Consider the following 23,189-nt stretch of genomic DNA (forward strand, 5'->3'; position numbering starts at 1 on the left):
ACCTGACGAGAAAGAAGGATGTGTTCACGAGTTTGTGGCATTGGACCGTCAGTCGCAGCACACACAAGGATCGCGCCGTCCATCTGAGCAGCACCAGTAATCATGTTTTTAACGTAATCGGCGTGGCCCGGGCAGTCAACGTGCGCGTAGTGACGAATTGGAGAATCGTATTCTACGTGTGAAGTATTAATTGTAATACCACGTGCTTTTTCTTCAGGTGCTGAGTCGATTTGTGAGTAATCTTTCGCTTCACCGCCGTAAGTTTTTGCACAGATAGTTGCAATCGCAGCAGTTAAAGTTGTTTTACCATGGTCAACGTGACCGATTGTGCCCACGTTTACGTGTGGCTTATTACGTTCAAACTTGGCTTTAGCCATGATGATCTTCCTTTATAAACTACTCATGGAGGGTCACCCCATGAGCACTTGGTTTTTAACTAAGAAATTAGTTTGGGCTTATAGTAATCGAAAGATTACTCGTCGTCACCTTTTTTACCGCCAGCTTGGAATTTAGCGATGATGCCTTCAGCCACGTTACGTGGAGTTTCAGCATATTTAGCAAATTCCATAGAGTAAGTCGCACGACCTTGAGACATAGAACGCATTTGAGTCGCGTAACCAAACATCTCAGCAAGAGGAACTTCTGCACGAATTGCTTTTGTTCCACCAGGAAGATCGTCCATACCTTGAACCATACCACGACGACGGTTTAAGTCACCCATGATATCGCCCATGTAGTCTTCTGGAGTTTCTACTTCAACTTTCATGATAGGTTCAAGAAGGATAGGATCCGCTTTCATGAAACCATCACGGAAGGCATAAGAACCTGCCATTTTGAACGATAATTCGTCAGAGTCGACGTCATGGTAAGAACCGTCGAATAATGTCGCTTTAATACCAACAACAGGGTAACCAGCTAATACACCATTCTTCATACGTTCTTGAATACCTTTGTCAACCGCGCCAAAGAATTCTTTAGGTACTACACCACCAACAACTTCTTCAACGAATTGGTATTCTTTACCAGCTTCTTCAACATCAAGCGGTTCAAGACGTACATATACGTGACCAAACTTACCTTTACCACCAGTTTGACGTACGAACTTACCTTCTTGTTCAACAGACTTTTTGATCGTTTCACGGTAAGCAACCATTGGTTTACCAATGTTAGCTTCAACACCGAATTCACGCTTCATACGGTCAACAATGATGTCAAGGTGAAGTTCACCCATACCAGCAATAATTGTCTGACCAGATTCTTCGTCTGTACGAACACGGAACGATGGATCTTCTTTAGCCAAACGACCTAAAGCGATAGACATTTTTTCTTGGTCTGCTTTAGTTTTTGGTTCAACAGCCAATGAAATTACTGGCTCTGGGAATTCCATACGCTCAAGAGTAATGATGTTTTTCTCATCACATAATGTATCACCAGTTGTAACGTCTTTAAGACCTACACACGCTGCGATATCACCTGCACGGATTTCATCAAGATCTTGACGTTCGTTCGCATGCATTTGCACGATACGACCGATACGTTCACGCTTAGCTTTAACTGGGTTATAAACCGGATCACCTTGTTTAAGAACACCAGAGTAAACACGTACGAATGTTAAGTTACCTACGAATTTGTCGTTCATGATTTTGAACGCAAGTGCAGAGAACGGAGCTTCGTCAGATGCTTCACGAGACGCTTTAGTTTCGTCTTTGTCGTCAAGGATACCTTCGATCGCTTTAACTTCTGTAGGTGATGGTAAGAATTCAATTACAGCATCCAACATACGTTGAACACCTTTGTTCTTGAACGCAGAACCACAAAGCATTACTTGAATTTCAGAAGCTAATGTACGAGCACGTAAACCAGCGATGATGTCTTCTTTAGAAAGATCACCTTCTTCTAGGTACTTGTCCATTAATTCTTCAGAAGCTTCAGCCGCAGCTTCAACCATTTTTGTACGCCATTCGTTAGACGTATCAACTAGGTCAGCTGGGATATCAGCATATTCAAACTTCATACCTTGAGATGCTTCATCCCAGATAATCGCTTTCATTTCGATAAGGTCAACAACACCCTGGAATGTATCTTCAGCACCAATTGGCACAACGATAGGAACAGGATTACCACCTAAACGAGTTTTAACTTGCTCAACAGCACGGAAGAAGTTTGCACCAGTACGGTCCATCTTGTTCACGAATGCTAAACGAGGCACTTTATATTTGTTCGCTTGACGCCATACAGTTTCAGACTGAGGTTGTACACCACCTACAGCACAGTAAACCATGCACGCACCGTCAAGAACACGCATAGAACGTTCAACTTCGATTGTGAAGTCTACGTGTCCCGGGGTGTCAATTACGTTGATACGGTGTTGTTCGAATTGGTTACCCATACCAGACCAGAAACAAGTCGTAGCAGCAGAGGTAATTGTAATACCACGCTCTTGCTCTTGTTCCATCCAGTCCATTGTTGCTGCACCGTCGTGTACTTCACCAATTTTGTGAGATACACCTGTGTAGAACAAAATACGTTCAGTTGTAGTTGTTTTACCTGCGTCAATGTGCGCAGAAATACCGATGTTACGGTAACGAGTAATTGGGGTTTGGCGAGCCATGATGTCTACATTCCTAAATGTTATATTTAAAACAGGACGCACCAATTAAATTGATGCGCGCGAATATCCAAACAGGCAACTTAAATACCTGCAAAGCCCCCACTTTGATAGAGAGCAATGTTGAATCGAGCTGCTGTACGCATGAATATTCTCCTGAATAAGGCCTGTTTTATCCGCTTAGAAACGGTAGTGAGAGAAGGCTTTGTTAGCTTCAGCCATACGGTGCACATCTTCACGTTTTTTGATTGCTGCACCTTTACCTTCAGCTGCATCAAGCAACTCACCAGCAAGACGTAAAGCCATCGTTTTTTCAGAACGCTTAGCAGCAGCATCTACTAACCAACGCATAGCTAAGGCAGTACGACGGGATGGGCGCACTTCCATAGGTACTTGATAAGTAGCACCACCAACACGGCGTGCTTTTACTTCAACCATAGGACGAACTTTTTCAAGAGTAGTCTCGAAAAATTCAACTGGGTCTACTTTGTTTTTTTCTTGAACGCGTTCTAAAGCACCGTAAACGATACTTTCTGCAATAGATTTTTTACCATCTTGCATTACGTGGTTCATGAATTTAGCGATTGTTTGGCTGCTAAATTTTGGATCTGGAAGGATCTCACGAGCAGCGACTACGCGACGTCTTGGCATTTTAATACACCTAATAATATGACACTTCAGGATGATCCAGCAGTTTGTACAAGTGTCATGTACACGACGCTGGCCTTACTATACGTCGCTTGAATTACAAATCTATGAAGAATTCAAACAAGCGAAACGCTAAAGGGCTTATTCGACTAGTTTCCTAGAATTACTTCTTAGGACGCTTAGTACCGTATTTAGAACGTGATTGATTACGATCTTTAACACCAGCACAGTCTAATGAACCACGAACGGTATGGTAACGTACACCCGGTAAGTCTTTAACACGACCACCACGGATAAGAACAACACTGTGCTCTTGTAAGTTATGGCCTTCACCACCGATGTAGCTAGATACTTCAAAACCTGAAGTTAAGCGAACACGGCAAACCTTACGCATAGCTGAGTTAGGTTTTTTAGGTGTAGTTGTATAAACACGTGTACAAACACCACGACGTTGTGGACAAGCCTTCAACGCAGGAACTTTGGATTTTTCAACCAAAGTCGTACGACCCTTACGGATCAACTGATTCGTTGTTGCCATATGGCAATTCTCCCGTTATTAAAAAACCTTAAAAAGAAAATACCTCTTTTTAAGGGCACATAATTGTAAGCCAAGATGCAAAAATGGTCAACACGGCAATACTTACCAAATGTTGACCATATCAATGTTTGACAGCACGATTTACAAATTTAAATAGAGGCTATTTTTACTTTTTAAACCTTCACTTTGTAAGCGTATTGTTAAGAGTATTTTTTATCTTCTAATATCTCGTCATCATCCTCTGGTGTTAGAGCAGGCTTTTGTTCAGTATGCTCATGTTCTGTCACATGTTTGTCAGCAAGTTTTTCTAAGCCCTTATGAACATTTTCCTGAACTTTCTCTTCACTTTTTTCGCTTTCTGTAGGTTTTAACACAATAGATACTTTCGAGATTACCTCGTGATTTTCTACTTTATGATGATGAGCAGCATGAATATTGCCATCTTCGCCTACATTTAAAAGTCTTGGGCTTGCTTTTTGAATGAGTGTAACCGCAGCATAATAAGCCTGTAGTGGAGATAAATGCTCACTTGGATGTTCGTTTAAATAATGTCTTGCAGCTCCAAAAATTGCCTGAGCTTTATGTCCTACATCTTCTTGTAATTTCCAGCTATATACTGCACTTAAAACAGCCCCTGCAACTGGAATAAACTTACCAAAAGCTGAAAGTTTAGGAATACGATTTAACCATTCCCATTTAAACTCCCCTTCTTCATCTGTTAGCCAGCTCTTTAAAGTATCTATATCTGTGGTTGAACCTAATACTTGCTGAAATTGATGAATATCTTGAGTTTCCAACATATTTCGCAATGTTTTTAAAGCCAACAAGAGAGTTTGTTTCTCTGCAATCAGGCTAATGTCAACTTCTTTAAAAATAAACTCAACAACATCTTGGTCTGCTACCTCCAGCAGATCAAAGCCATGTGACCTTCCTGTCTGGTAAATAGTTCTTAAAACCAAAACCAATGAAACTGGAATATCTACAGCTGCACCAACAACGCCTGATACACCTGTAATTGCACCTTGTACAGTCGCAATGAGCTTGTTTTGTTCTATAAGCGCCTGACTTAGACGTTGAGAACGACCTGTATCTTTAGTTAATTCAAATAAATCTTTAGCACCGGCTTCTTCTAGGATTTTTTCAGTTAAGGTACTTTTTGAACTAAAGTCATTTAACCAATTAAATAAATGGCCTGAGATTTTTTCATCCCAATCTGGCGAAAGAAATGTAGCAACACCATTTACTTTTTTAAAATGTCGACCAAATACCTGACGTGTGACTTTTGGTAAATGTTCTCTTAGCATTTGTTGAGGACTTTCATATTGCTCAACTTCAAATGGGCTTTTTGTTCTCGATCTACCTTCAACAGTTTTTCCAGTTGGGATTGGTTCAATTACCTTACTGACGTCACCTGATTGGTTCTGTTGCAAGATACTCAATCCTGTAGAACTGAGCTTTTTAGCCACTCCGAAGACCTGAGAAAACAAATTGTCAGATTGATTATTATTAAATTTTGTCATCAAGTACCTCGATTTTTTAATTTATCTAATTAGAGATAAATACTAGGTGGAATGTGGATTTATCTCAACTTGAATGTGTGTATTTTAGTTAACCCTAAATGCAACATACTATGTATTTGGTTATTTTTTTTAAATGTAAAATTGTCATAAAGATTTGCCATAAGAAATAAAAATCCTTTCTGCTATCATGTTAACAACGAAAAACATGAGTCCCGTTTTCTTACAGCTATATTCTCCTATTCATTTTCATAGCTGTTGAACACGATAGACTCTTAAATATCACCATAAAGGGACCTGTAGATGAAACGTGTTGTAATCACTGGTATGGGTATTAACTCATGTATCGGTAACTCTTTAGAAGCAGTTACTCATTCACTTCAAAATGGAATCTCCGGGACACGTTTTAACCCAACTTATGCTGAACTCAATTTTAAAAGTCATGTCAGCGCTGCTGCAGAACAAGACTTTGATAATATCGACCGTAAATTAAAACGCTTCATGGGCGTATGTGCGATGCATGCATACAACGCTGCTGTAGCTGCAGTTGAACATGCAGGCCTTACTCCTGAACAACTTGCTGGTAATCCACGTTATGGTATTGCAGGTGGTTCAGGTGGTGGCTCAACTGCTTCTGTTGTTGAAATGACAGAATTATTAGAGACTAAAGGCGCACGTAAAGTGGGTCCATTCTTCGTACCACGTAACATGTCAAACACCATTACTGCAAACGTAGGTGTTGCATTTAAACTACAAGGTATTTCACATACTATTACAAGTGCTTGCGCAACTTCTGCAGATGCAATTGGTTATGCGTACAACTTAATTCAACTTGGCAAACAAGACCTTATGCTTGCTGGTGGCGGTGAAGAAGATCACTGGTCTCAAAGTTTATTGTTTGATGCAATGGGCGCACTTTGCTCGAAATATAACGACTCTCCAGAAACAGCATCTCGCCCATATTCAGCAGACCGTGACGGCTTCGTTATTGCTGGCGGTGGTGGTTTCGTAGTACTTGAATCACTTGAGCACGCGCAAGCACGTGGTGCGAACATTTTAGCTGAAGTAGTAGGTTATGCTGCGAACAGTGATGGCGCGGACATGGTTGCTCCAAGTGGTGAAGGTGCTACACGTTGTGTATTAATGGCACTTGAAGAAGCTAAGCAACATGGTGTAGAGAAAATTGACTATGTAAATACACATGGTACTTCTACTCCAGCTGGTGACATTACAGAACTTAAAGCAATGGAACGTGCATTTGGTGAAGGTAACGTACCTCCTCTTAGCTCAACCAAATCTATGACAGGTCATAGCTTGGGTGCAGCTGGTGTACAGGAGGCTATTTACTCTGTGCTAATGATGCAAAATGACTTTATTGCACCAAACATCAACGTGACTGAACTTGATGAAGGCGCAAAACCTTTCGATATCGTACTTGAAAAACGTGATGCAAAATTGAATACTGTAATGAGTAACAGTTTTGGCTTTGGCGGTGTTAACGCTTGCCTTATTTTCAAGAAGTGGGATGCATAATCCCACCTAGGATTATCGATGGATGCACCTTCTGATGCTTTTTTGTGGGTAAAAGCATTACATATTATTGCCGTGGTTTGCTGGTTCGCTGCTTTGTTCTACTTACCACGTCTATATGTTTATCATGCTATGAGTGAAGATGCTGCAAGTCATCAACGCTTTGAGGTAATGGAACGCAAGTTGTATCGTGGAATTATGTGGCCTTCGATGATTGCTACATTAATTACCGCCCATTTCCTTGTAGAGTGGGGTGATGCAACTCGACATTACCATCAAGCGACTTGGTTTTACCTCAAAGTTGGATTAGTGGCTTTATTAGTGATTTATCATTTGGTATGTGGCTATTATCGTAAAAAGCTCATCGGAAATGCTCACTATAAATCACATAAGTTCTGGCGATTCTTTAATGAAATGCCAACCTTAATTTTATTTGCTGTTGTGATTTTAGTTGTTGTAAAACCTCAGTTTTAACTGGGGCTTTTGCTTTTCTTATCCAAGAATTCTTTTATTCATCCTAATAAAATGCACAATCTATTCAAACAATTATATTTTTCAAAACAGAACTATAAAATTAATCAATTCCCTACCTCTTTATTTAGCAATACCTAATCTATACTATGCTAAAGAAATAGATGAACTCATTTAATGGCAAAGCTATGCTAACTTTTAATGCCTTTAAACGCTTAATCCATACACCATTTATTCTTATTACACTTTTTATTTTCCGTCACCTAAAAAACTATCCGATTAGACATTTGACTGCTCAAGAAAAAATATTAGCGCAAATGGTTTTCGGTGACATGCTTGATTGCGAACGGCCTAAAATTATTGCTACGCGCTACCTCCCTTGGCAGAGTTGCGGTATTTTTATGGCCCCCAATGGGAATATTTATGTCAATCCTGCTGATTACAGTGAAAATTACGCTCTAGAGTCTAAGTTTATGCAGGGTATTTTTATTCACGAACTCACACATGTCATGCAATATCAAAAAGGCATTCATGTACTATTTAAAGGTGCTTTATTACAATCAGCCTATTACCTAAGCTTTAAAAGTTACAATCCCTACAAATACACCTATCACCCTGACAAGGCATTTAATACGTATAATATTGAACAGCAAGGCGAAATTGCGCGCGACATTTGTTCTGGAAAAATCCCAAATATTATCTGTTCACCTCAACTTCATTTGTAACTAAATAATCAATCCCGCTGTGAACGTAACATTTTTTGCGTAATGTAAATGAGAATTCTTATAAATCAGAAATACTTATCTAAACTATAAAAGTGGGCTTATTCAATTCAAATTATTGAAAAAAATAGAACAGACTTATTCCAAATTAGCTTGTGATAAGGCAGTATACAAACAATAAAAATAATGAAGCCTGTTTCTATTCTATACAGAAAATCTCGTTATTTTTACGCAGAAAATATGGGATTGGTATATATTATTGATCTTGACATTTTTGTTTACTATTTTAATTGTTTACTATCGTATCATACACATCGTTGAAAAATTATATTCATAAAAATCAACATTGTGTGTATCTATATTCGTTATGATCTAGGATTAGGTTTGAATGAAAAGTTTTAAAGTTGCCCTTGCTCAGTTTTCTCCGCATATTGGCAATATTGACTCAAACACCCAAAAGATGATTGAGCAAGTAAATCAGGCGAAAAAACAAGACGCTGACCTGATTATTTTTCCCGAGCTTTCTGTTATTGGTTATCCAGCTGAAGATCTATTGTTACGTCCAAATTTAAATAAACGTATGCAAAAGGCTTTTGCACAACTTGCCGAAGTTAAAGATATTGTTATGGTTTTCGGATTTGTAAACCAGACAGAAGATGGTCAACGTTATAATTCTGCTGCTGTCATGAAAGACGGTCAAGTTTTGGGTGTTTTTAACAAACACAATTTACCAAACTATGGCGTCTTTGATGAAAAACGCTATTTCCAAAAAGGCCATCAGCATTTGGTGTTTGAATATCTTGGACATAAATTTGGTGTATTAATTTGTGAAGATATCTGGTCAATTAATACGGTCAAACAGTTGAGCCAATTAAATGTTGATACAGTTCTTGTACTCAACTCATCACCATATGAAGTCGGCAAACCACAACACCGTATACAGACCTTAAGTGAACTTGCAAAACAACTTCATCTAAATATTGTTTACGTTAACCAAGTGGGCGGACAAGACGATTTAATTTTTGATGGTACAAGTTTTGTCAGTAATCAAAATGGTGAGATTGCTTTACAAGCACCGAGCTTTAAAGAAGACATTTATATTGCTGAATTTGACCGTGATACAAAGTTATATAAAGTCACTGAATCTGCTCCTGCATTAGAAACATTTGCAGAAATCTATCAAGGTTTAGTCATGGCAACTCGTGACTATGTAGAGCGCTCAGGCTTCCCAGGTGTGATTCTGGGTCTTTCTGGTGGTATCGACTCTGCCCTTACACTTGCGATTGCTGTTGATGCAATCGGTGCAGAAAAAGTGCAAGCTGTAATGATGCCTTATACTTACACTTCTCAAATTAGTGTAGAAGATGCGGCTGAACAAGCTCGCCGTATGGGTGTGACTTTCGGTATTGCTGAAATTCACTCAATCGTAAATAGCTTCATGCAAACCCTGTATCCTTTCTTTGGTAATTCACCAGCTGATGCAACTGAAGAAAATTTACAAGCGCGTGCTCGTGGCACATTGCTTATGGGTTTATCAAACAAGTTTGGTAATTTAGTCCTTGCTACAGGGAATAAATCTGAACTTTCAGTTGGCTACTGTACGCTTTATGGCGATATGGTTGGTGGCTTTGCGGTTCTAAAAGATGTTTATAAAACTATCGTATTTGAATTAGCAAAATACCGTAACAGCTTAAGCGAAACCCCTGTGATTCCTGAGCGTGTGATTACCCGCCCACCTTCAGCAGAACTTCGCCCAGATCAAAAAGACCAAGACTCTTTACCAGCATATGATGTATTGGATGCCATCCTTTACGCATACATTGAAGAAGATTTAGGTCAGGCCGACATTATTGCCAAAGGTTTTGATAAAGAAGTTGTTGAAAAAGTCATCCGTTTAGTTGATCGTAATGAGTACAAACGTCGTCAAGGTGCGATTGGCCCGAGAATTACCTCTCGTGCATTTAGTCGCGAACGACGTTATCCGATTGTCAACGGTTGGACAGCGAATGACTGAGCAGAAAAACTCATCAAAAACTACAGCACTTGCTCAAGCACTTTTGCTTGAGCAGGTGGAATTTTTCAAAAAACAATTATCTATAGAAAACTCACCTATTTATTTCCAGCAGTTCATTCAGTTGTTTATGCAACATGCTGACGAAATCAAGCTACATGAAGTTGTTGATTTAGAGCAACTACAAGCCGTTGTGAAACGCTATGCTTTTAAAATGCAGCTAGGTGCTGGTTTACTTGAGTTTATTGGGGAAATCGCGCAGCGTATTTATTTATCTGCTATGAAGTCTCCAATTCAGTTACAAGACTTGGTCTCTGACCACCAATTTGAAATGTGGCTTTCTAAATTTTTAGAAATGGAACATATTCCTCATTATCTTAATCAGTTTTTAAGAACTAGCCCTTCTGTACAACAGCTTTGCCAATATATTGCAACCTCGACTCTAGAACAAAAATTACCAAAACTTCTAACTGCATCTAGAGTAGATGACTACCATTTTGAATGGCAACATAAGCTCAAAAAATTCTCTTTTTTACAACAACAACGCCTCGAGCATAAACTTGAAACTTGGATTGCCAGTTTTATTCATGAGCAACTTACAGAATTAAGTCTTTTATCGAGTGAAGATTTAGAAAGTCTAGTACGTCATGTTTGGGAAGATATTAGACATAAAAAAATGTATGAATTTATGAAACAGCTCACTCCTCTCGATGTAGAAGAGTTCTTTGTTTTAATTTACGAATACTGGAAAGAATTACGCCAATCGCAATTTATGCAAGATCTGATTTTGTATGGTGTCGAAGTTTTTTATGACTTTTATAAAGATCAGAGTTTATTTGAAGTATTAAGTGAGATTGGATTAACCGAAAGCGACTTACAAACAGAAGCTTTACGTTTTTATCCGAAGGTTATGGATGCCTTTAATGAACACGGTATTTTAGAACCATTACTTCAAGCGCTTTTAGCTCCTTTTTATCAAAGCTCAAAAACACTCGATATGATTGAAAAACATTTTAATGAGTAAAAAATAGATAAAAAGAAACCACGCAGGAGCGTGGTTTTTAAAATGGTGGCTATGACGAGACTTGAACTTGTGACCCCCGCATTATGAGTGCGGTGCTCTAACCAACTGAGCTACATAGCCGTAAACTGTGTGCGCATTATCTATAGTTCTGTATAGCAGGTCAATAGGTAAAAACCCTTAATGCCCATCAATTGAACAAATAAGATTCAGATCATCATTATTTGTTCTTTTTTTAGCATTTTTTGCTTTAAACAATTGATCGGCCACAGAAATATATTAAAGATCTAATACTAGTTTTTTACCTTTAGCTCTCGACACACAAATCATCATGCTCTTCTGTGAAGCCTTTTCTGCATCACTTAAGTATTGATCAAAGTGATCTGCTTCGCCTTCTAAAATAGCAGTTTCACATGTACCACAAACCCCTTCTCGGCATAGACATTCCACATCAATATTTAATGTTTCAATAGCTTGTAAAATCGTCTGATTACTTTGTACTTCAATTTCTTGATTAGATTTGGCAAGTACCACTGTAAATGCTTCACCATCTTCAGGAACTGTTGAGGCAAATTGTTCCCAGTGAATGTATTCATCGCGGTAACGGTGCTTATTACAGCAATCAATCACAGCATCAATCATGGGTTTCGGTCCACAAACATACACATGTGTGCCTTTAGGTTGTGATGAAATCAGTTCATCCAGCTTCAATGAGCAACCTTCTGAGTCAACATAGCTAAATACATGTTCTGCATGTTTCTGCTTTAACTCATCTAACAAAGCCGCATGTTCAGGCGAGCGATAAGCATAATGTAGCTCAAAATCTGCACCGCGTGCTGCAAGCTCATCCATTTGAGGCAAGAATGGTGTAATGCCAATTCCACCTGCAATTAAAATATGTTTATTCCCTGTTTCGGCTAATGGAAATAAATTTTTTGGTTCTGAAATCTGAATTTCACAGCCTTCATTGCATTGATCATGCATAAACACTGAACCACCCTTACCTTCCACATCTTTACGAACGCAGACTTGGTAAGTCGATAGGTCTTGTGTACAACTCATCAATGAATATGCATTTGAAAGCTGTTCATTCATTTTGACAATAATATGGCTTCCCCCACTAAATCGAGGAAAGTTCTGCCCATCTTGACGTTTGAACGTAAACCGTTTGATTAAAGGGGTTAGTTGCTCCACATGAGTAACAACCGCTGGGAACATTTCATAATGACTAGCCATATTAGAATCCTTCTTTTACCACATATTCTTGTTGTTAGGGCTTATCCTTAAAGCCCTAAACACATGTATTTAATGGTCATGAATTCTTCAAGACCATACTTTGAGCCTTCACGCCCAACACCTGATTGTTTCACACCACCAAATGGTACAACTTCATTTGAAATTGCTGTGGCATTCATACCGACCATTCCATATTCAAGCTGTTCTGATACTCGCCATAAACGTGAAATATTTTCACTATACACATAAGCAGCCAAACCAAAGATCGTGTCATTTGCTTGAGAAACGACGTCTGCTTCATCTGTAAAGCGAATAAGCGGCGCAACTGGACCAAAAATTTCTTCTTGGACAATTTCCATTGTACGGTCTACGTTCGTTAGAACCGATGGCTCATAAAAGGTTTGTCCTAAAGCATGCTGCTTACCACCGCAAGCCACCTTAGCGCCTTTGCTCACTGCATCATCAATCAACTGCTGTGCTTTTAACACTGCTTTTTCATTAATTAATGGGCCAATTTGCACGCCATCTTCAAGCCCATTACCAACTTTAAACTTTTGTACTTCTTGTACAAACTTCTCGGCAAAAGCTTGATAAATATTGTCGTGTACATAAATGCGGTTAGCACAAACACAGGTCTGGCCTGCATTACGGAACTTGGCAAAAATCGCACCTTGTACAGCTTTATCTAAATCGGCGTCATCAAACACAATCAGAGGAGCATTTCCGCCCAACTCAAGCGCTAATTTTTTAATGGTACTTGAGCACTGCTGCATCAGTAGGCGTCCCACTGGAGTTGAGCCAGTGAAGGTCAATTTTTTCACTTTTTCATGTGAAGTAAATACCGAGCCAATTTCTTGAGACTTACCAGTAACGACGTTAATCACACCCGCTGGAATACCTGCTTTTTCTGCAAGCTTCGCAATCGCTAAAGCACAATAAGGCGTTTCATTCGCTGGCTTAATCACGACCGTACATCCAGCTGCTAAAGCCGGTGCTGCTTTACGGGTAATCATGGCGATTGGGAAATTCCACGGCGTAATCGCAGCCACCACACCCACAGGTTCTTTACTGATAATAAAGCGCTGCTGGTTATTGACGGTTGGAATCACATCACCATAAATACGCTTGCCTTCTTCGGCAAACCATTGAATAAATGATGCAGCATAACGCACCTCACCTTTCGCTTCTGCCAGAGGTTTTCCTTGTTCAATAGTCATAATTAAAGCAAGTTCATCGGTATGATCGAGAACTAGTTTGTACCAAGCTAATAAAATATCTGCACGGTTTTGAGCGGTCAAAGCCTTCCAGCTTTGCAAAGCAGTATAAGCAGCTTTAACTGCTTGTGTAGCTTCAGCCGCTCCCATATTTGGAATTGTGCCAATTTCTTCGCCTGTTGCTGGGTTAGTCACTGGAACCGATGCATTGGACTGTGCAGCTAGCCATTGTCCGTTAATATAGGCTTGTTGCTGAAATAATTCTGTGCTTTGTAAACTCGACATATTATCTTCCTAACTGAAGAATCAGGTGTAAGTCATCTTTACACCTGAATAAATCCATTTGTTTTATTTGTGATGCTGCGCCACTAAATGCTGGAAGTAAGCAATACCATGCTCACTGATACCAGAGCGTTGCTTGTCGGTCATAATACGACCTTGACCACGATAACCACGTGATTTCAAACCACGTTGTACGCTTTCGACCAAGTTCAAATCTTCAGGACGGAATACATTGCGATACCACTCAATTAAGTCTTTCTGATCTTGAGTGAGTTCTTCGTTCGTGAAGTAAATATCGTAATGCTGCAAAGTCGTTTCTGCATCTACTGGGAACTCATAGATCACAGTCATGAAATTGCTGCCCGGTGGTACATTGAACATCGTGCAAGGCCAAGTCCAGAAACCGTGAAATTCAGGATCTGTTACTGATGGATCAAGCTTAAATGACTTCTCAGATGAGCGAGCAAAGCCATATTGCAATGTCCAGTTCTGATGTGTGGTATGCCAATATTTATCAACTTGTACGGAGTCAGCAAAACCAGGATGCGCTGGTCCACAGTGATAGCACTCTAGATAGTTATCAACAATCACTTTCCAGTTTGCTGGAGTTTCTGTCACAAAACGTGCTGCCAGTTTCAAATCTTTAATTACGCTACATGCTTGATTTAAACGCTCAGCAAATTCCGGAAGTTGGTCTTCTACACAAGTCGCATTTTCATCCATATTAATGAAAACAAAGCCTGCATATTCCTCAACTTTTAAAGGCACCATGCTTGAATTTTCTTTGTCAAAAGATTCGACATGGTCACAGTTACGCGCCAAGGCTAAGCTACCGTCTAGCTTAAAAGTCCAAGCATGATATGGGCAAGTAATTACATTTTTTGCTTTACCACTGCCACTTAAAAGCTCGTGACCACGATGTGGACACACATTATAAAACGCACGTAAAACGCTATCTTTACCACGAATGATGACAATATTTTCACCAATTACTTTACGGGTAATATAGTCATTCGGTTGTGCCAATTCACTGCCATGTGCAACACAAATCCAGCTTTTAGCAAAGATTGCTTCTTTCTCATGCTCAAATACTTGCGATGAAGTATAGAAAACTTTAGGGAAAGTCCATGCAACATCTGGGTTTGCGCAAAAATCTTCAGGTAATTTTTCAACTGCACTCATGTTATTACTCCATTAAATTCTTTTCGTCCAAATGACTCGATATTAAATTCATATCTTTTCGACACTGCCAAACATGCGACGTATCGCACTCAGCATGTTTTGATATAACTGTTGAACTTCAGGACAGTCACGCATCAGACGTAAACTGCCATGTAATAAACCTTTGCCTAAATGGAACTCGTTAGGGATACCTACTTGTTCCAATTTTTGGGTAAGGAAATAACCGTCATCACTTAAAGGGTCATATTCTGCAACCGCCACAAAACTTGTAGGCATATCTGAAAAATCAGTTGCCAATAAAGGTGCTAGACGTAAATCCTGCCAATCTTGTGAATTCGGTGCATACTCCTTTAAATAAAAATGCATATCTTCCGTTGTGAGTAACGGCGCATGGGCATGCTTTTGTGCGGCTGGTGTATCAAGTGCTGTAGTTAAACACGGATAAACCAAAGCCAGACCTTGAGCTTGTAAACCACTATGCTGTAGATGCACTGCAAGGGCTGCTGCTAAGTTACCGCCTGCGCTATCGCCTGCTAGAACGATATTTTCACTATCAATCTGCCAGTCAGAACCATGTTGTTTAAGCCATTGATAAACTGCTAAACAATCTTCAAAAGCTGCTGGAAAGCGATGCTCTGGTGCCATGCGGTAATCCACACCAATGACAACTGCATTTAGGTCCTGACATAAATAACTGGTAATAAACTCATGTGAATCGAGTCCACCGACCATCCAACCGCCACCATGTAAATACAACACACATGGCCAACCAGCTTCAGGTCGTTTAGTTTTTGGTGAATAGATGCGAACAGGTACAGGATGCTCTGCATTTGCAACAACTCGGTCTTCTACTTCGATCTTGCCATCACGAGGCAAAGTGTAGTGTCGACACATCGCGTCATAGGCCGCGCGGACTGAGTCAATATCTGCATCTGCTGGTGAATAAATGCTGCTCCAATACACAAGGCTTTGCATTTCTTCACTTAAAACATACGTGGTCTGTTCACATGTAGTCATTACCGTTCCCTCTAGCTGGTTTTTCTGTCCAGTTTGATTGAGCTTGCAAGCTCAAGCTGCATCCGTTTTGCATGTTCATCTTGAGTCTGGTTTAAACCAATTTCCACATCATCATAACCTTGTTGCTCAATTAAATGTGATGGGACTTTGGCATAATCCTGAATCAACCATTTCACTAAACCATAGGTTTGAATCAGAATAATCACAATGAATGGTAAAGCCGTCACAATAGTTGCTGTTTTCATTGTGTCTAAAGGTGCCTTACTAAAGATCATGGCAATTGGAACCAAAGTCAGCATGACACACCAGAACAGACGTGCGTTTGGCGATGGATCTTGCCCTTCACTTAAACCGCGTGTACATGTTGCTGAAACCGCATACCCAACCGCATCCATATGTGCTGCCAAGAACACCACCATAATGCCGAGGAAAATCCACATCATCAGCTTTCCAGCAGGTAATAGGCTGAGCAATTGACCAATTGCAACCTCACCACCCTGTTGGCTTAAGATTTGCGGTACATTTACAGCCCCATGAATAAAGCTATAAACACTGTAGTTTTCAAACACACCAAAGATGAACCAAAGACCAACACTGCCACCAATCACCATGGCAAAGATCACTTCTTTAATAGTACGACCTTTAGAAACACGTGTTACAAACAGTGCCACACCCGGTGCATATGAAATCCACCATAACCAGTAGAAAACAGTCCATTCACGAGTAAACTTGCCATCGCCCATTGGGTCGGTAAACAGACTCATATCAACAAAGTTGGTTGCCATTAACCCGAAACTCATTAATGAGTTATTCAAAATGAATTGCGTTGGACCAAAACAAAGTACATAAATCGCAAATAACACCACACCTAAGCACACCATGTGACTTAAACGTTGCATGCCCTTGTCCATACCTACATACGAACTTAGTGCGAATAGAACCGAAACACCCAAAATAATGATGACCTTGGTCATAAAGGTATTTGGAATACCCGTGAGCTGAGACAAAATATTGGTAAATGTCACGGCAGTGAGTACTAATGAAATCGTCAATGCACCAAACATGCAAAGCAAGAACATAAGATCGACTAAACGTCCAACCACGCCAGTTGATTTAAAGCCTGTCACAGCTTCAATCACAGAAGCCAAACTTAAGCCTTTGTTTTTTCTAACATGGTAGCTGTAGCACAAAGAAATTGATGCCAAAGCATAAATTGCCCATGCACTTAAACCTGAGTGAAAAAACGAGTAAGCCACGCTATATTTCAATGCTTCTGCTGACTCAGGCGGTAAGCTCAAACCCGGAGTTTGATAATAATAAGCCCAGTCCAGAAAGCCCCAGTACAATGTAGAAGACCCGATACCCGACAAGATGAACATAAAAATCCATGACATCGTGGTGTATTGAGGCTTTCCTTCACCTAGTTTGATTTTGCCGTATTTACTAAAAGCTAGACCAAAAGTAAAAATAATAGCTAAAAAAGCAAACAGTAATACTGGGGTGGTAAATACCGATGTCGTCCACTGCATCCATGTTGCAGCAATCTTTATCGACTCTTGCGAATAAATCGCCAAACCAGCAACTGAAATAAATACAAACAGTAAACTGGTTACGGCAAGAACTTTATCCGTATAAATTTTTGTGTTTTGATTATCCATATCCATACATCCATTTTTGGATGGCGTTATTCCATAGCGAACACGTCCATTTTAATTTGGGCTACACATGATGCAATTGCATCTCCTACCTCATAAGTTTTTGCCTGACCGCCGATATCGGCTGTCTTTGGCCCATTAATTAATACATTCTCAATCGCCTGCATAATGTCCTGACCTGCTTGAATGCAGCGTTCATCATCTTCGCCAAAGAATTCGAACATCATGGCACCTGACCAAATCGCAGCGATTGGGTTGGCAATTTGTTTACCGTAAATATCTGGTGCCGAACCATGTACAGGTTCAAACAATGAGGGGAATTTTCTTTCTGGGTTTAAATTTGCCGAAGCAGCTAAACCAATAGTTCCTGTACATGCCGGGCCTAAATCGGAAAGAATATCACCAAATAAATTTGATGCTACAACCACATCAAAGCGTTCAGGTTGTAAAACAAAACGAGCTGCTAAAATATCAACGTGCTGTTTATCGGCCTGAATTTGTGGATATTGTTTTGCCATCGCATCCACACGTTCATCCCAATAGGGCATGCTGACCGCAATACCATTAGACTTGGTCGCTGCTGTAATTTTTTTCGCGTCACGCTGATTTGCAAACTCAAATGCATAACGCAAAATGCGATCTACACCATGACGTGTAAATACAGCTTCTTGTAAAACAAACTCTCGATCTGTTCCTTCAAAAGCCTTACCACCAATGGCTGAGTATTCTCCTTCACTGTTTTCACGGACCACGTAGAAGTCGATATCGCCCGGTTTTTTACCTACTAGGGGACATTTAACACCCGGCATTAAGCGCACTGGACGTAAATTCACATATTGGTCAAAACCGCGACGGAACTGGAGCAGCGAACCCCATAGTGAAATATGGTCAGGTACTTTATCTGGCCAGCCTACAGCGCCAAAATAAATTGCATCATAGCCCTGCAAAGTTTCAAACCAGTCATCTGGCATCATTTTGCCGTGCTCAAGGTAGTAATCGCAGCTTGCCCAATCGAAAGCATCTAACTGAAGCTCAATACCATGCTTCTCTGCTGCTGCCTTTACAACCTTAATGCCTTCTGGTAGAACTTCTAAACCAATGCCATCGCCTGCAATCGTGGCAACTTTATATCTTTTTGCCATAAGCTTCCTTCACACCTTCGACTAATATCCTTGTATGGCTTAAACATGATGTTTTAAGCAAAAATGATCAACAACAGAACTATCACTCCAATGGACACGGATCGTGAACAATCTACCTAACCTATCGGATTTAAAGGTTTTTTGCACAGTCGCCAAACTAAAAAGTTTTGTCGAATCTGCTGAGGAACTTGGGACATCGCCAGCTTTTATTAGCAAGCGAATTAATATTTTAGAAAACACGTTAAGCTGCAAACTTTTTCATCGCAGTACACGTCATGTTAGCCTGACGGAAGATGGCAAACTCATCCTTGAGAGAGTTTCAAATATTCTTGAAGAATTTGATGAAGTCTGTGAACTGGTAAATAACCCACTCAGTACGCCTACCGGTCGTATGGATATTATTAGTAGCTTTGGTTTTGGCAGAAAGCATATTGCACCAATTCTGTCTAAATTAATGATGCTTTATCCAAAACTTCAGATTCATTTTGATACCATCGACAATACCAAAGACCTGATTCAACACAGTATTGATTTAGACATCAGAATTGGTAATGAAATTGCACCAAACATGATTGCGAAGAAGTTAGCTTCCAATTTTCGGATTTTATGTGCGGCGCCGAGTTATTTACTTAAACACGGCGTACCAGACAGCATTGAAGATTTGCAAACACATGATTGTTTGACAATTAGTGAACGCGATCAATCATCTGTGTTATGGAAATTTAGGCATGCTTCTGAAGATGTCTCAGTGCATATCAAACCACGTTTTGTTTCGAATAACGGCGAAATTATTCATCAACTTGCCATAGAAGGCCACGGGATTATTTTCCGATCAATTTGGGATGTTGCAGATGAATTAATTACAGGTCAACTCCAACACATTTTGCCCGAATATTGGCAAGATGCAGATGTTTGGGCAGTTTATCCATCACGACTCAAAAGCTCATCTAAATTGCAAACCTGTATTTTGTTTATTCAAAACGAATTGCTCAATCGTTTACAGCATGTACAAAACCTAAGTCGTGGACAACTCATTTCACCAGCCTTCAAACGAGATCCACCACCTGAAAAAGTCTTTCTATAAAAAAGCCCTAAGTGAAGTGTATTCACTTAGGGCAATAAATCGCTTTTAAATTTTAAAAATAATATCCGATTGAAAGATAAAATAATTTATCCCAATCATTACTGCTACCTTGTGCAAGGCCATCAGCCCCACCACCAACCATTGGATCATTTTTACTCATAATGTATTCACCCTGAATACCAATGGCTTTGTAATTAAAATAAACCCCTGCAATTAAGCGTTCAGAGTCTTTATAACCATTCTCATCTTTAAAGAAGCGGCTATGAGAGATATAAGGTTTAATATTTTCAAGTTTGTGAAATGGCTGAGCAAAGGTATAGTTGATTTCATTGACCAGATATTTGCCTTTATTAGCAACTTGATATGGATAGTCGAACGCACCAATCGTTGAACTATTAGGGAATAAATCGTCGCCATTCGTGACATCTTGCTTGCCCGCTAAGAACATCCATTGCCATGCTTGATATTGTGTTTGAGCAAAAACGTTCCATGACTTGCGGTGTCCATCTTCGTCTGTTCTTTTATTTTCTAAATCAGAGTACCAAACTGAACCACCTAACTCGGTCGAAAATTTTTGAGCTTTATCAAGTTCAAATTTTCTAGATCCTCGAGCAATCCACATATTCTTTTCTTCGATATTAGTACCTGTGGTTAAATCATCAGCTTCCACAAAGTTACCACTGTATCTGCTTGAGTCCTTTGAAGTTCCCTTATAATTTCCGCCATCAGTGGGATAGAATCCTAGGGTCAAATTATATTTATCATCTGCAAATTTATATTTAATCCCCAGATTATCGATATCTTCTAAACCGACAGTATTTAAAAGAGTTTCGTAATAGCTACTTCCCCAAAATTCGCCAAAGCCAAAATCAACGGGTTGTAAACCTGCCGTGATTCTCTGCTGATCAGATAATTTATAACCTACCCAAGCTTTTTTTAGAAAAATCGCATCACACAAGCGATCATATTGATAACAACGGGCATCCGCACCTGCAATCCAATCTGGATTTTCATAACCTAGCACTAATTTAATATCAGTTAATCGCCAATCATCATTTTGAGAACCTTCATTTGCATCAACTACATAATCTTTATGCAAATAGCGGGAACGTACTGCGCCAGAAATTTTAAACTGACCAGAATCTAAAGTTGGATCTCCCCAACTTAGATCAGCCGCAGAAGCCTCTACTCCCGCCGTTAAACTTAAAATTCCTAAAAATAATAATGACCTTTTCATGTCTTCAACATCCTTGTTAAGTGTTATAAGAACATGAAGAAATTGATCTAGACAAACAATGCCATAACTATAAAGTCGGTCTTTACAAACTGTGTTTAATCAAAAAATGAGCATAAAAAAAGACCACGCAGGAGCGTGGTCTATAAAATGGTGGCTATGACGAGACTTGAACTTGTGACCCCCGCATTATGAGTGCGGTGCTCTAACCAACTGAGCTACATAGCCGAAAACTGTGCGCGCATTATCTTAACTTCTTTAACGCACGTCAAGAAAAATTTTAAATAAAATGAGGTGAAGTGAGCCTATAAGCCGGGTTCTGTCGAGGATGGTCATTCCTCTAGGCGCACAATCACTCATACGCTCAAGCGACCTACCCGAATCCAGTACGGGCCGTACCTCAGGATTCCTATTTGGTCTTGCTTCTGGTGGGGTTTACCATGCCGTGAACTGTTACCAGACACGCGGTGCGCTCTTACCGCACCCTTTCACCCTTACCTCACGAATGAGGCGGTCTACTCTCTGCTGCACTTTCCGTCGGCTTTCACCGCCCAGGCGTTACCTGGCACCCTGCCCTATGAAGCCCGGACTTTCCTCCCCTGCTTCAGTCACGAAGACCTCCACAGCAGCGACCATCCAGCTCACTTCAGGGGCGCATATTAACAAATTTATTTACTAATTGCTTGTGCTTTTTTGAGCAATTAATTTTTTGTATTTGTCGAATAGCTCATCTTCCGTCTCCACATGCTGCGGATCTTTAGGAATACAGTCCACTGGACAAAATAACTGACATTGCGGTTGGTCATGATGACCAACGCATTCAGTGCATAAATCCGGATGAATTTCATAAATCACTTCACCCATGAAAATAGCTTCATTTGGGCAAACTGGTTCACAAACATCACAGTTTATGCATTCATCGGTGATATATAACGACACTTTACCAACCTTGTTGATGTTTACGTTCAAAGGCCTCAACCACAGCTTGCGGAACAAACTTGGTTACATCCCCTTTTAAACGAGCAATTTCCCGAATCAATGTCGAAGAAATAAATGAATACTGCTCAGATGGCGTTAAAAATACTGCTTCAAAATGTGGGTCAAGTTGACGGTTCATATTGGCAAGTTGAAATTCATATTCAAAATCAGAAACTGCTCTTAAACCACGAAGTACTGCTGTTGCCTTCTGCTCTTTGAAAAAATTAACTAGCAACCCATCAAAGCCGACAAATTCAACATTTGATAAATGGCTGAGTGATGTTTGGGCCAGTTCAACTCTCTCTTCTAGACTGAACAAAGGGTTTTTATGATGTCCAATTGCAATTGCTACTACAACCTCATCAAACATTCTTGATGCTCTAGTAACTAAATCAACGTGTCCATTCGTGATGGGGTCAAATGTTCCAGGATAAATTACACGCGTTTTAGACATCCGCTAGTACTCTAATTGTATTGTGAACCTATTTTAGCAAAAGTTATACATGAGGCGAAATATTGACGTGCAGGAAAAACTTCACCTTAGCATCAGTTTACGGCACAATAGGGGCAATTGTGGAAGTTTGAATTATGGCGAAAGCAACAGTAGTGAAAAAACATAATGGTGGAACCATCGCACAAAACAAACGTGCCCGCCATGATTATTTTATCGAAGAAAAATTTGAAGCTGGTATGTCTTTACTCGGCTGGGAAGTAAAGTCTTTACGTGCTGGTCGCATGAGTTTGACAGAAAGTTATGTCATTTTTAAGAATGGTGAAGCGTTTTTATTTGGTGCACAAATTCAACCGCTCCTTTCAGCATCTACTCATGTAGTACCTGAAGCTACACGTACACGTAAATTATTATTATCACGCCGAGAACTAGAAAAGCTAACAGGTTCAGTTAACCAAAAAGGTTACTCATGTGTTCCTTTAGCATGTTACTGGAAAGGTCACTTGGTTAAACTTGAAATCGCGCTTGTGAAAGGTAAACAGCTTCACGACAAACGTGCGACTGAAAAAGATCGCGATTGGCAGCGTGATAAAGCTCGTATATTTCATAAGTAATTAAATAAAAAGCCTCTTTTTAGAGGCTTTTTTA

Annotated in this window: 21 protein-coding genes, 2 tRNA genes and 1 other RNA gene; 7 read left to right on the plus strand and 17 right to left on the minus strand. The window is 39.9% G+C overall.

The genetic code is table 11. From position 1 onward, the window contains the following. The 5 genes from HMPREF0013_RS11680 to HMPREF0013_RS11700 all read right to left on the minus strand — a co-directional run. Positions 1-377: GTP-binding protein (locus HMPREF0013_RS11680; protein ID WP_005803167.1), on the minus strand; the 377-nt coding region annotated here is incomplete at its 3' end. A gap of 95 nt (positions 378-472) precedes the next feature. Further along, complete coding sequence (fusA, locus tag HMPREF0013_RS11685; protein WP_002120436.1) at positions 473-2,611, minus strand: elongation factor G; 2,139 nt, start codon at positions 2,609-2,611, stop codon at positions 473-475. Positions 2,612-2,788: 177 nt separating this feature from the next. Beyond that, entirely contained in the window at positions 2,789-3,259 is a 471-nt protein-coding gene (rpsG, locus tag HMPREF0013_RS11690) for a 30S ribosomal protein S7 (RefSeq protein WP_001138055.1), read from the minus strand. A 160-nt stretch (positions 3,260-3,419) separates the two neighbouring features. Then, on the minus strand, positions 3,420-3,794 hold the full coding sequence (rpsL, locus tag HMPREF0013_RS11695) for a 30S ribosomal protein S12 (RefSeq protein ID WP_002050319.1): 375 nt from the start codon (positions 3,792-3,794) through the stop codon (positions 3,420-3,422). A gap of 200 nt (positions 3,795-3,994) precedes the next feature. Further along, entirely contained in the window at positions 3,995-5,314 is a 1,320-nt protein-coding gene (locus tag HMPREF0013_RS11700) for an EcsC family protein (protein ID WP_019767918.1), read from the minus strand. 300 nt (positions 5,315-5,614) lie between these two features. Here HMPREF0013_RS11700 and HMPREF0013_RS11705 point away from each other — a divergent pair, with 300 nt between their 5' ends. The 5 genes from HMPREF0013_RS11705 to HMPREF0013_RS11725 all read left to right on the plus strand — a co-directional run bounded on the left by HMPREF0013_RS11705 (position 5,615) and on the right by HMPREF0013_RS11725 (position 11,069). Beyond that, complete coding sequence (locus HMPREF0013_RS11705; protein WP_005803174.1) at positions 5,615-6,844, plus strand: beta-ketoacyl synthase N-terminal-like domain-containing protein; 1,230 nt, start codon at positions 5,615-5,617, stop codon at positions 6,842-6,844. 18 nt (positions 6,845-6,862) lie between these two features. Next, the gene (hemJ, locus tag HMPREF0013_RS11710; protein ID WP_002120291.1) at positions 6,863-7,315 is read left to right on the plus strand and encodes a protoporphyrinogen oxidase HemJ; all 453 of its coding nucleotides are present in this window, start codon (positions 6,863-6,865) and stop codon (positions 7,313-7,315) included. 161 nt (positions 7,316-7,476) lie between these two features. Further along, a complete protein-coding gene (locus tag HMPREF0013_RS11715) occupies positions 7,477-8,037 on the plus strand; it encodes a hypothetical protein (RefSeq protein WP_002120301.1) in 561 nt (186 codons plus the stop codon). 385 nt (positions 8,038-8,422) lie between these two features. Continuing rightward, positions 8,423-10,048: an NAD+ synthase gene (locus tag HMPREF0013_RS11720; RefSeq protein WP_005803179.1), complete on the plus strand. Its 1,626-nt coding sequence runs from the start codon at positions 8,423-8,425 to the stop codon at positions 10,046-10,048. Then, positions 10,041-11,069: a hypothetical protein gene (locus tag HMPREF0013_RS11725; RefSeq protein WP_005803180.1), complete on the plus strand. Its 1,029-nt coding sequence runs from the start codon at positions 10,041-10,043 to the stop codon at positions 11,067-11,069. The genes HMPREF0013_RS11720 and HMPREF0013_RS11725 overlap by 8 nt, the downstream gene beginning before the upstream one ends. 43 nt (positions 11,070-11,112) lie before the next feature. On the opposite strand, the gene HMPREF0013_RS11730 is transcribed toward HMPREF0013_RS11725, so the two are convergent. From HMPREF0013_RS11730 to HMPREF0013_RS11760, 7 genes are all read right to left on the minus strand, one after another. Continuing rightward, a tRNA-Met gene (locus HMPREF0013_RS11730) sits at positions 11,113-11,189 on the minus strand. Between the two features lie 156 nt (positions 11,190-11,345). Further along, positions 11,346-12,302 carry a carnitine monooxygenase, reductase subunit CntB gene (gene cntB / locus HMPREF0013_RS11735; protein ID WP_005803183.1) on the minus strand — a complete coding sequence of 319 codons (957 nt, stop codon included), beginning with the start codon at positions 12,300-12,302 and terminating at the stop codon, positions 11,346-11,348. Positions 12,303-12,349: 47 nt separating this feature from the next. Beyond that, positions 12,350-13,801 carry an NAD-dependent succinate-semialdehyde dehydrogenase gene (locus HMPREF0013_RS11740; protein ID WP_005803184.1) on the minus strand — a complete coding sequence of 484 codons (1,452 nt, stop codon included), beginning with the start codon at positions 13,799-13,801 and terminating at the stop codon, positions 12,350-12,352. Positions 13,802-13,864: 63 nt separating this feature from the next. Continuing rightward, positions 13,865-14,980, minus strand: a complete 1,116-nt coding sequence (cntA, locus tag HMPREF0013_RS11745; protein ID WP_002120432.1) for a carnitine monooxygenase subunit alpha — start codon at positions 14,978-14,980, stop codon at positions 13,865-13,867. A 48-nt stretch (positions 14,981-15,028) separates the two neighbouring features. After that, a complete protein-coding gene (locus tag HMPREF0013_RS11750) occupies positions 15,029-15,997 on the minus strand; it encodes an alpha/beta hydrolase (RefSeq protein ID WP_005803187.1) in 969 nt (322 codons plus the stop codon). Between the two features lie 11 nt (positions 15,998-16,008). Next, the gene (locus HMPREF0013_RS11755; RefSeq protein ID WP_023187688.1) at positions 16,009-17,661 is read right to left on the minus strand and encodes a BCCT family carnitine transporter; all 1,653 of its coding nucleotides are present in this window, start codon (positions 17,659-17,661) and stop codon (positions 16,009-16,011) included. A gap of 20 nt (positions 17,662-17,681) precedes the next feature. Next, positions 17,682-18,794 carry a tartrate dehydrogenase gene (locus HMPREF0013_RS11760; protein ID WP_005803190.1) on the minus strand — a complete coding sequence of 371 codons (1,113 nt, stop codon included), beginning with the start codon at positions 18,792-18,794 and terminating at the stop codon, positions 17,682-17,684. A 103-nt stretch (positions 18,795-18,897) separates the two neighbouring features. Here HMPREF0013_RS11760 and HMPREF0013_RS11765 point away from each other — a divergent pair, with 103 nt between their 5' ends. Then, the gene (locus HMPREF0013_RS11765; protein WP_005803192.1) at positions 18,898-19,878 is read left to right on the plus strand and encodes a LysR family transcriptional regulator; all 981 of its coding nucleotides are present in this window, start codon (positions 18,898-18,900) and stop codon (positions 19,876-19,878) included. Between the two features lie 52 nt (positions 19,879-19,930). Here the strand turns inward: HMPREF0013_RS11765 and HMPREF0013_RS11770 are convergent, their stop codons facing one another. From HMPREF0013_RS11770 to coaD, 5 genes are all read right to left on the minus strand, one after another. Continuing rightward, positions 19,931-21,115 (minus strand): porin, encoded by a 1,185-nt coding sequence (locus HMPREF0013_RS11770; protein WP_005803193.1) that lies wholly within the window; start codon positions 21,113-21,115, stop codon positions 19,931-19,933. 148 nt (positions 21,116-21,263) lie between these two features. Further along, a tRNA-Met gene (locus tag HMPREF0013_RS11775) sits at positions 21,264-21,340 on the minus strand. 64 nt (positions 21,341-21,404) lie between these two features. Next, an RNA gene (rnpB, locus tag HMPREF0013_RS24255) (RNase P RNA component class A) lies at positions 21,405-21,760 on the minus strand. Between the two features lie 27 nt (positions 21,761-21,787). Further along, complete coding sequence (locus HMPREF0013_RS11780; protein ID WP_005070936.1) at positions 21,788-22,051, minus strand: YfhL family 4Fe-4S dicluster ferredoxin; 264 nt, start codon at positions 22,049-22,051, stop codon at positions 21,788-21,790. Position 22,052: 1 nt separating this feature from the next. Beyond that, on the minus strand, positions 22,053-22,544 hold the full coding sequence (gene coaD, locus HMPREF0013_RS11785) for a pantetheine-phosphate adenylyltransferase (RefSeq protein ID WP_005070938.1): 492 nt from the start codon (positions 22,542-22,544) through the stop codon (positions 22,053-22,055). Between the two features lie 134 nt (positions 22,545-22,678). Here coaD and smpB point away from each other — a divergent pair, with 134 nt between their 5' ends. Then, positions 22,679-23,155 (plus strand): SsrA-binding protein SmpB, encoded by a 477-nt coding sequence (smpB, locus tag HMPREF0013_RS11790; protein WP_002120348.1) that lies wholly within the window; start codon positions 22,679-22,681, stop codon positions 23,153-23,155. Positions 23,156-23,189 lie beyond the last annotated feature (34 nt).

The sequence above is a fragment of the Acinetobacter sp. SH024 genome, assembly GCF_000163635.1.
Classification (GTDB): Bacteria; Pseudomonadota; Gammaproteobacteria; order Pseudomonadales; family Moraxellaceae; genus Acinetobacter; species Acinetobacter pittii.

Bases quoted from the DNA above. Each gene is read 5' to 3' on its own strand.
- HMPREF0013_RS11770 (WP_005803193.1), bottom strand. From the start codon at position 21,115: ATGAAAAGGTCATTATTATTTTTAGGAATTTTAAGTTTAACGGCGGGA.
- smpB (WP_002120348.1), top strand. From the start codon at position 22,679: ATGGCGAAAGCAACAGTAGTGAAAAAACATAATGGTGGAACCATCGCA.
- HMPREF0013_RS11715 (WP_002120301.1), top strand. From the start codon at position 7,477: ATGAACTCATTTAATGGCAAAGCTATGCTAACTTTTAATGCCTTTAAA.
- HMPREF0013_RS11740 (WP_005803184.1), bottom strand. From the start codon at position 13,801: ATGTCGAGTTTACAAAGCACAGAATTATTTCAGCAACAAGCCTATATT.
- HMPREF0013_RS11755 (WP_023187688.1), bottom strand. From the start codon at position 17,661: ATGGATATGGATAATCAAAACACAAAAATTTATACGGATAAAGTTCTT.
- rpsL (WP_002050319.1), bottom strand. From the start codon at position 3,794: ATGGCAACAACGAATCAGTTGATCCGTAAGGGTCGTACGACTTTGGTT.
- hemJ (WP_002120291.1), top strand. From the start codon at position 6,863: ATGGATGCACCTTCTGATGCTTTTTTGTGGGTAAAAGCATTACATATT.
- cntB (WP_005803183.1), bottom strand. From the start codon at position 12,302: ATGGCTAGTCATTATGAAATGTTCCCAGCGGTTGTTACTCATGTGGAG.
- coaD (WP_005070938.1), bottom strand. From the start codon at position 22,544: ATGTCTAAAACGCGTGTAATTTATCCTGGAACATTTGACCCCATCACG.
- HMPREF0013_RS11700 (WP_019767918.1), bottom strand. From the start codon at position 5,314: ATGACAAAATTTAATAATAATCAATCTGACAATTTGTTTTCTCAGGTC.
- HMPREF0013_RS11750 (WP_005803187.1), bottom strand. From the start codon at position 15,997: ATGACTACATGTGAACAGACCACGTATGTTTTAAGTGAAGAAATGCAA.
- HMPREF0013_RS11705 (WP_005803174.1), top strand. From the start codon at position 5,615: ATGAAACGTGTTGTAATCACTGGTATGGGTATTAACTCATGTATCGGT.
- fusA (WP_002120436.1), bottom strand. From the start codon at position 2,611: ATGGCTCGCCAAACCCCAATTACTCGTTACCGTAACATCGGTATTTCT.
- HMPREF0013_RS11720 (WP_005803179.1), top strand. From the start codon at position 8,423: ATGAAAAGTTTTAAAGTTGCCCTTGCTCAGTTTTCTCCGCATATTGGC.
- HMPREF0013_RS11725 (WP_005803180.1), top strand. From the start codon at position 10,041: ATGACTGAGCAGAAAAACTCATCAAAAACTACAGCACTTGCTCAAGCA.
- cntA (WP_002120432.1), bottom strand. From the start codon at position 14,980: ATGAGTGCAGTTGAAAAATTACCTGAAGATTTTTGCGCAAACCCAGAT.
- rpsG (WP_001138055.1), bottom strand. From the start codon at position 3,259: ATGCCAAGACGTCGCGTAGTCGCTGCTCGTGAGATCCTTCCAGATCCA.
- HMPREF0013_RS11760 (WP_005803190.1), bottom strand. From the start codon at position 18,794: ATGGCAAAAAGATATAAAGTTGCCACGATTGCAGGCGATGGCATTGGT.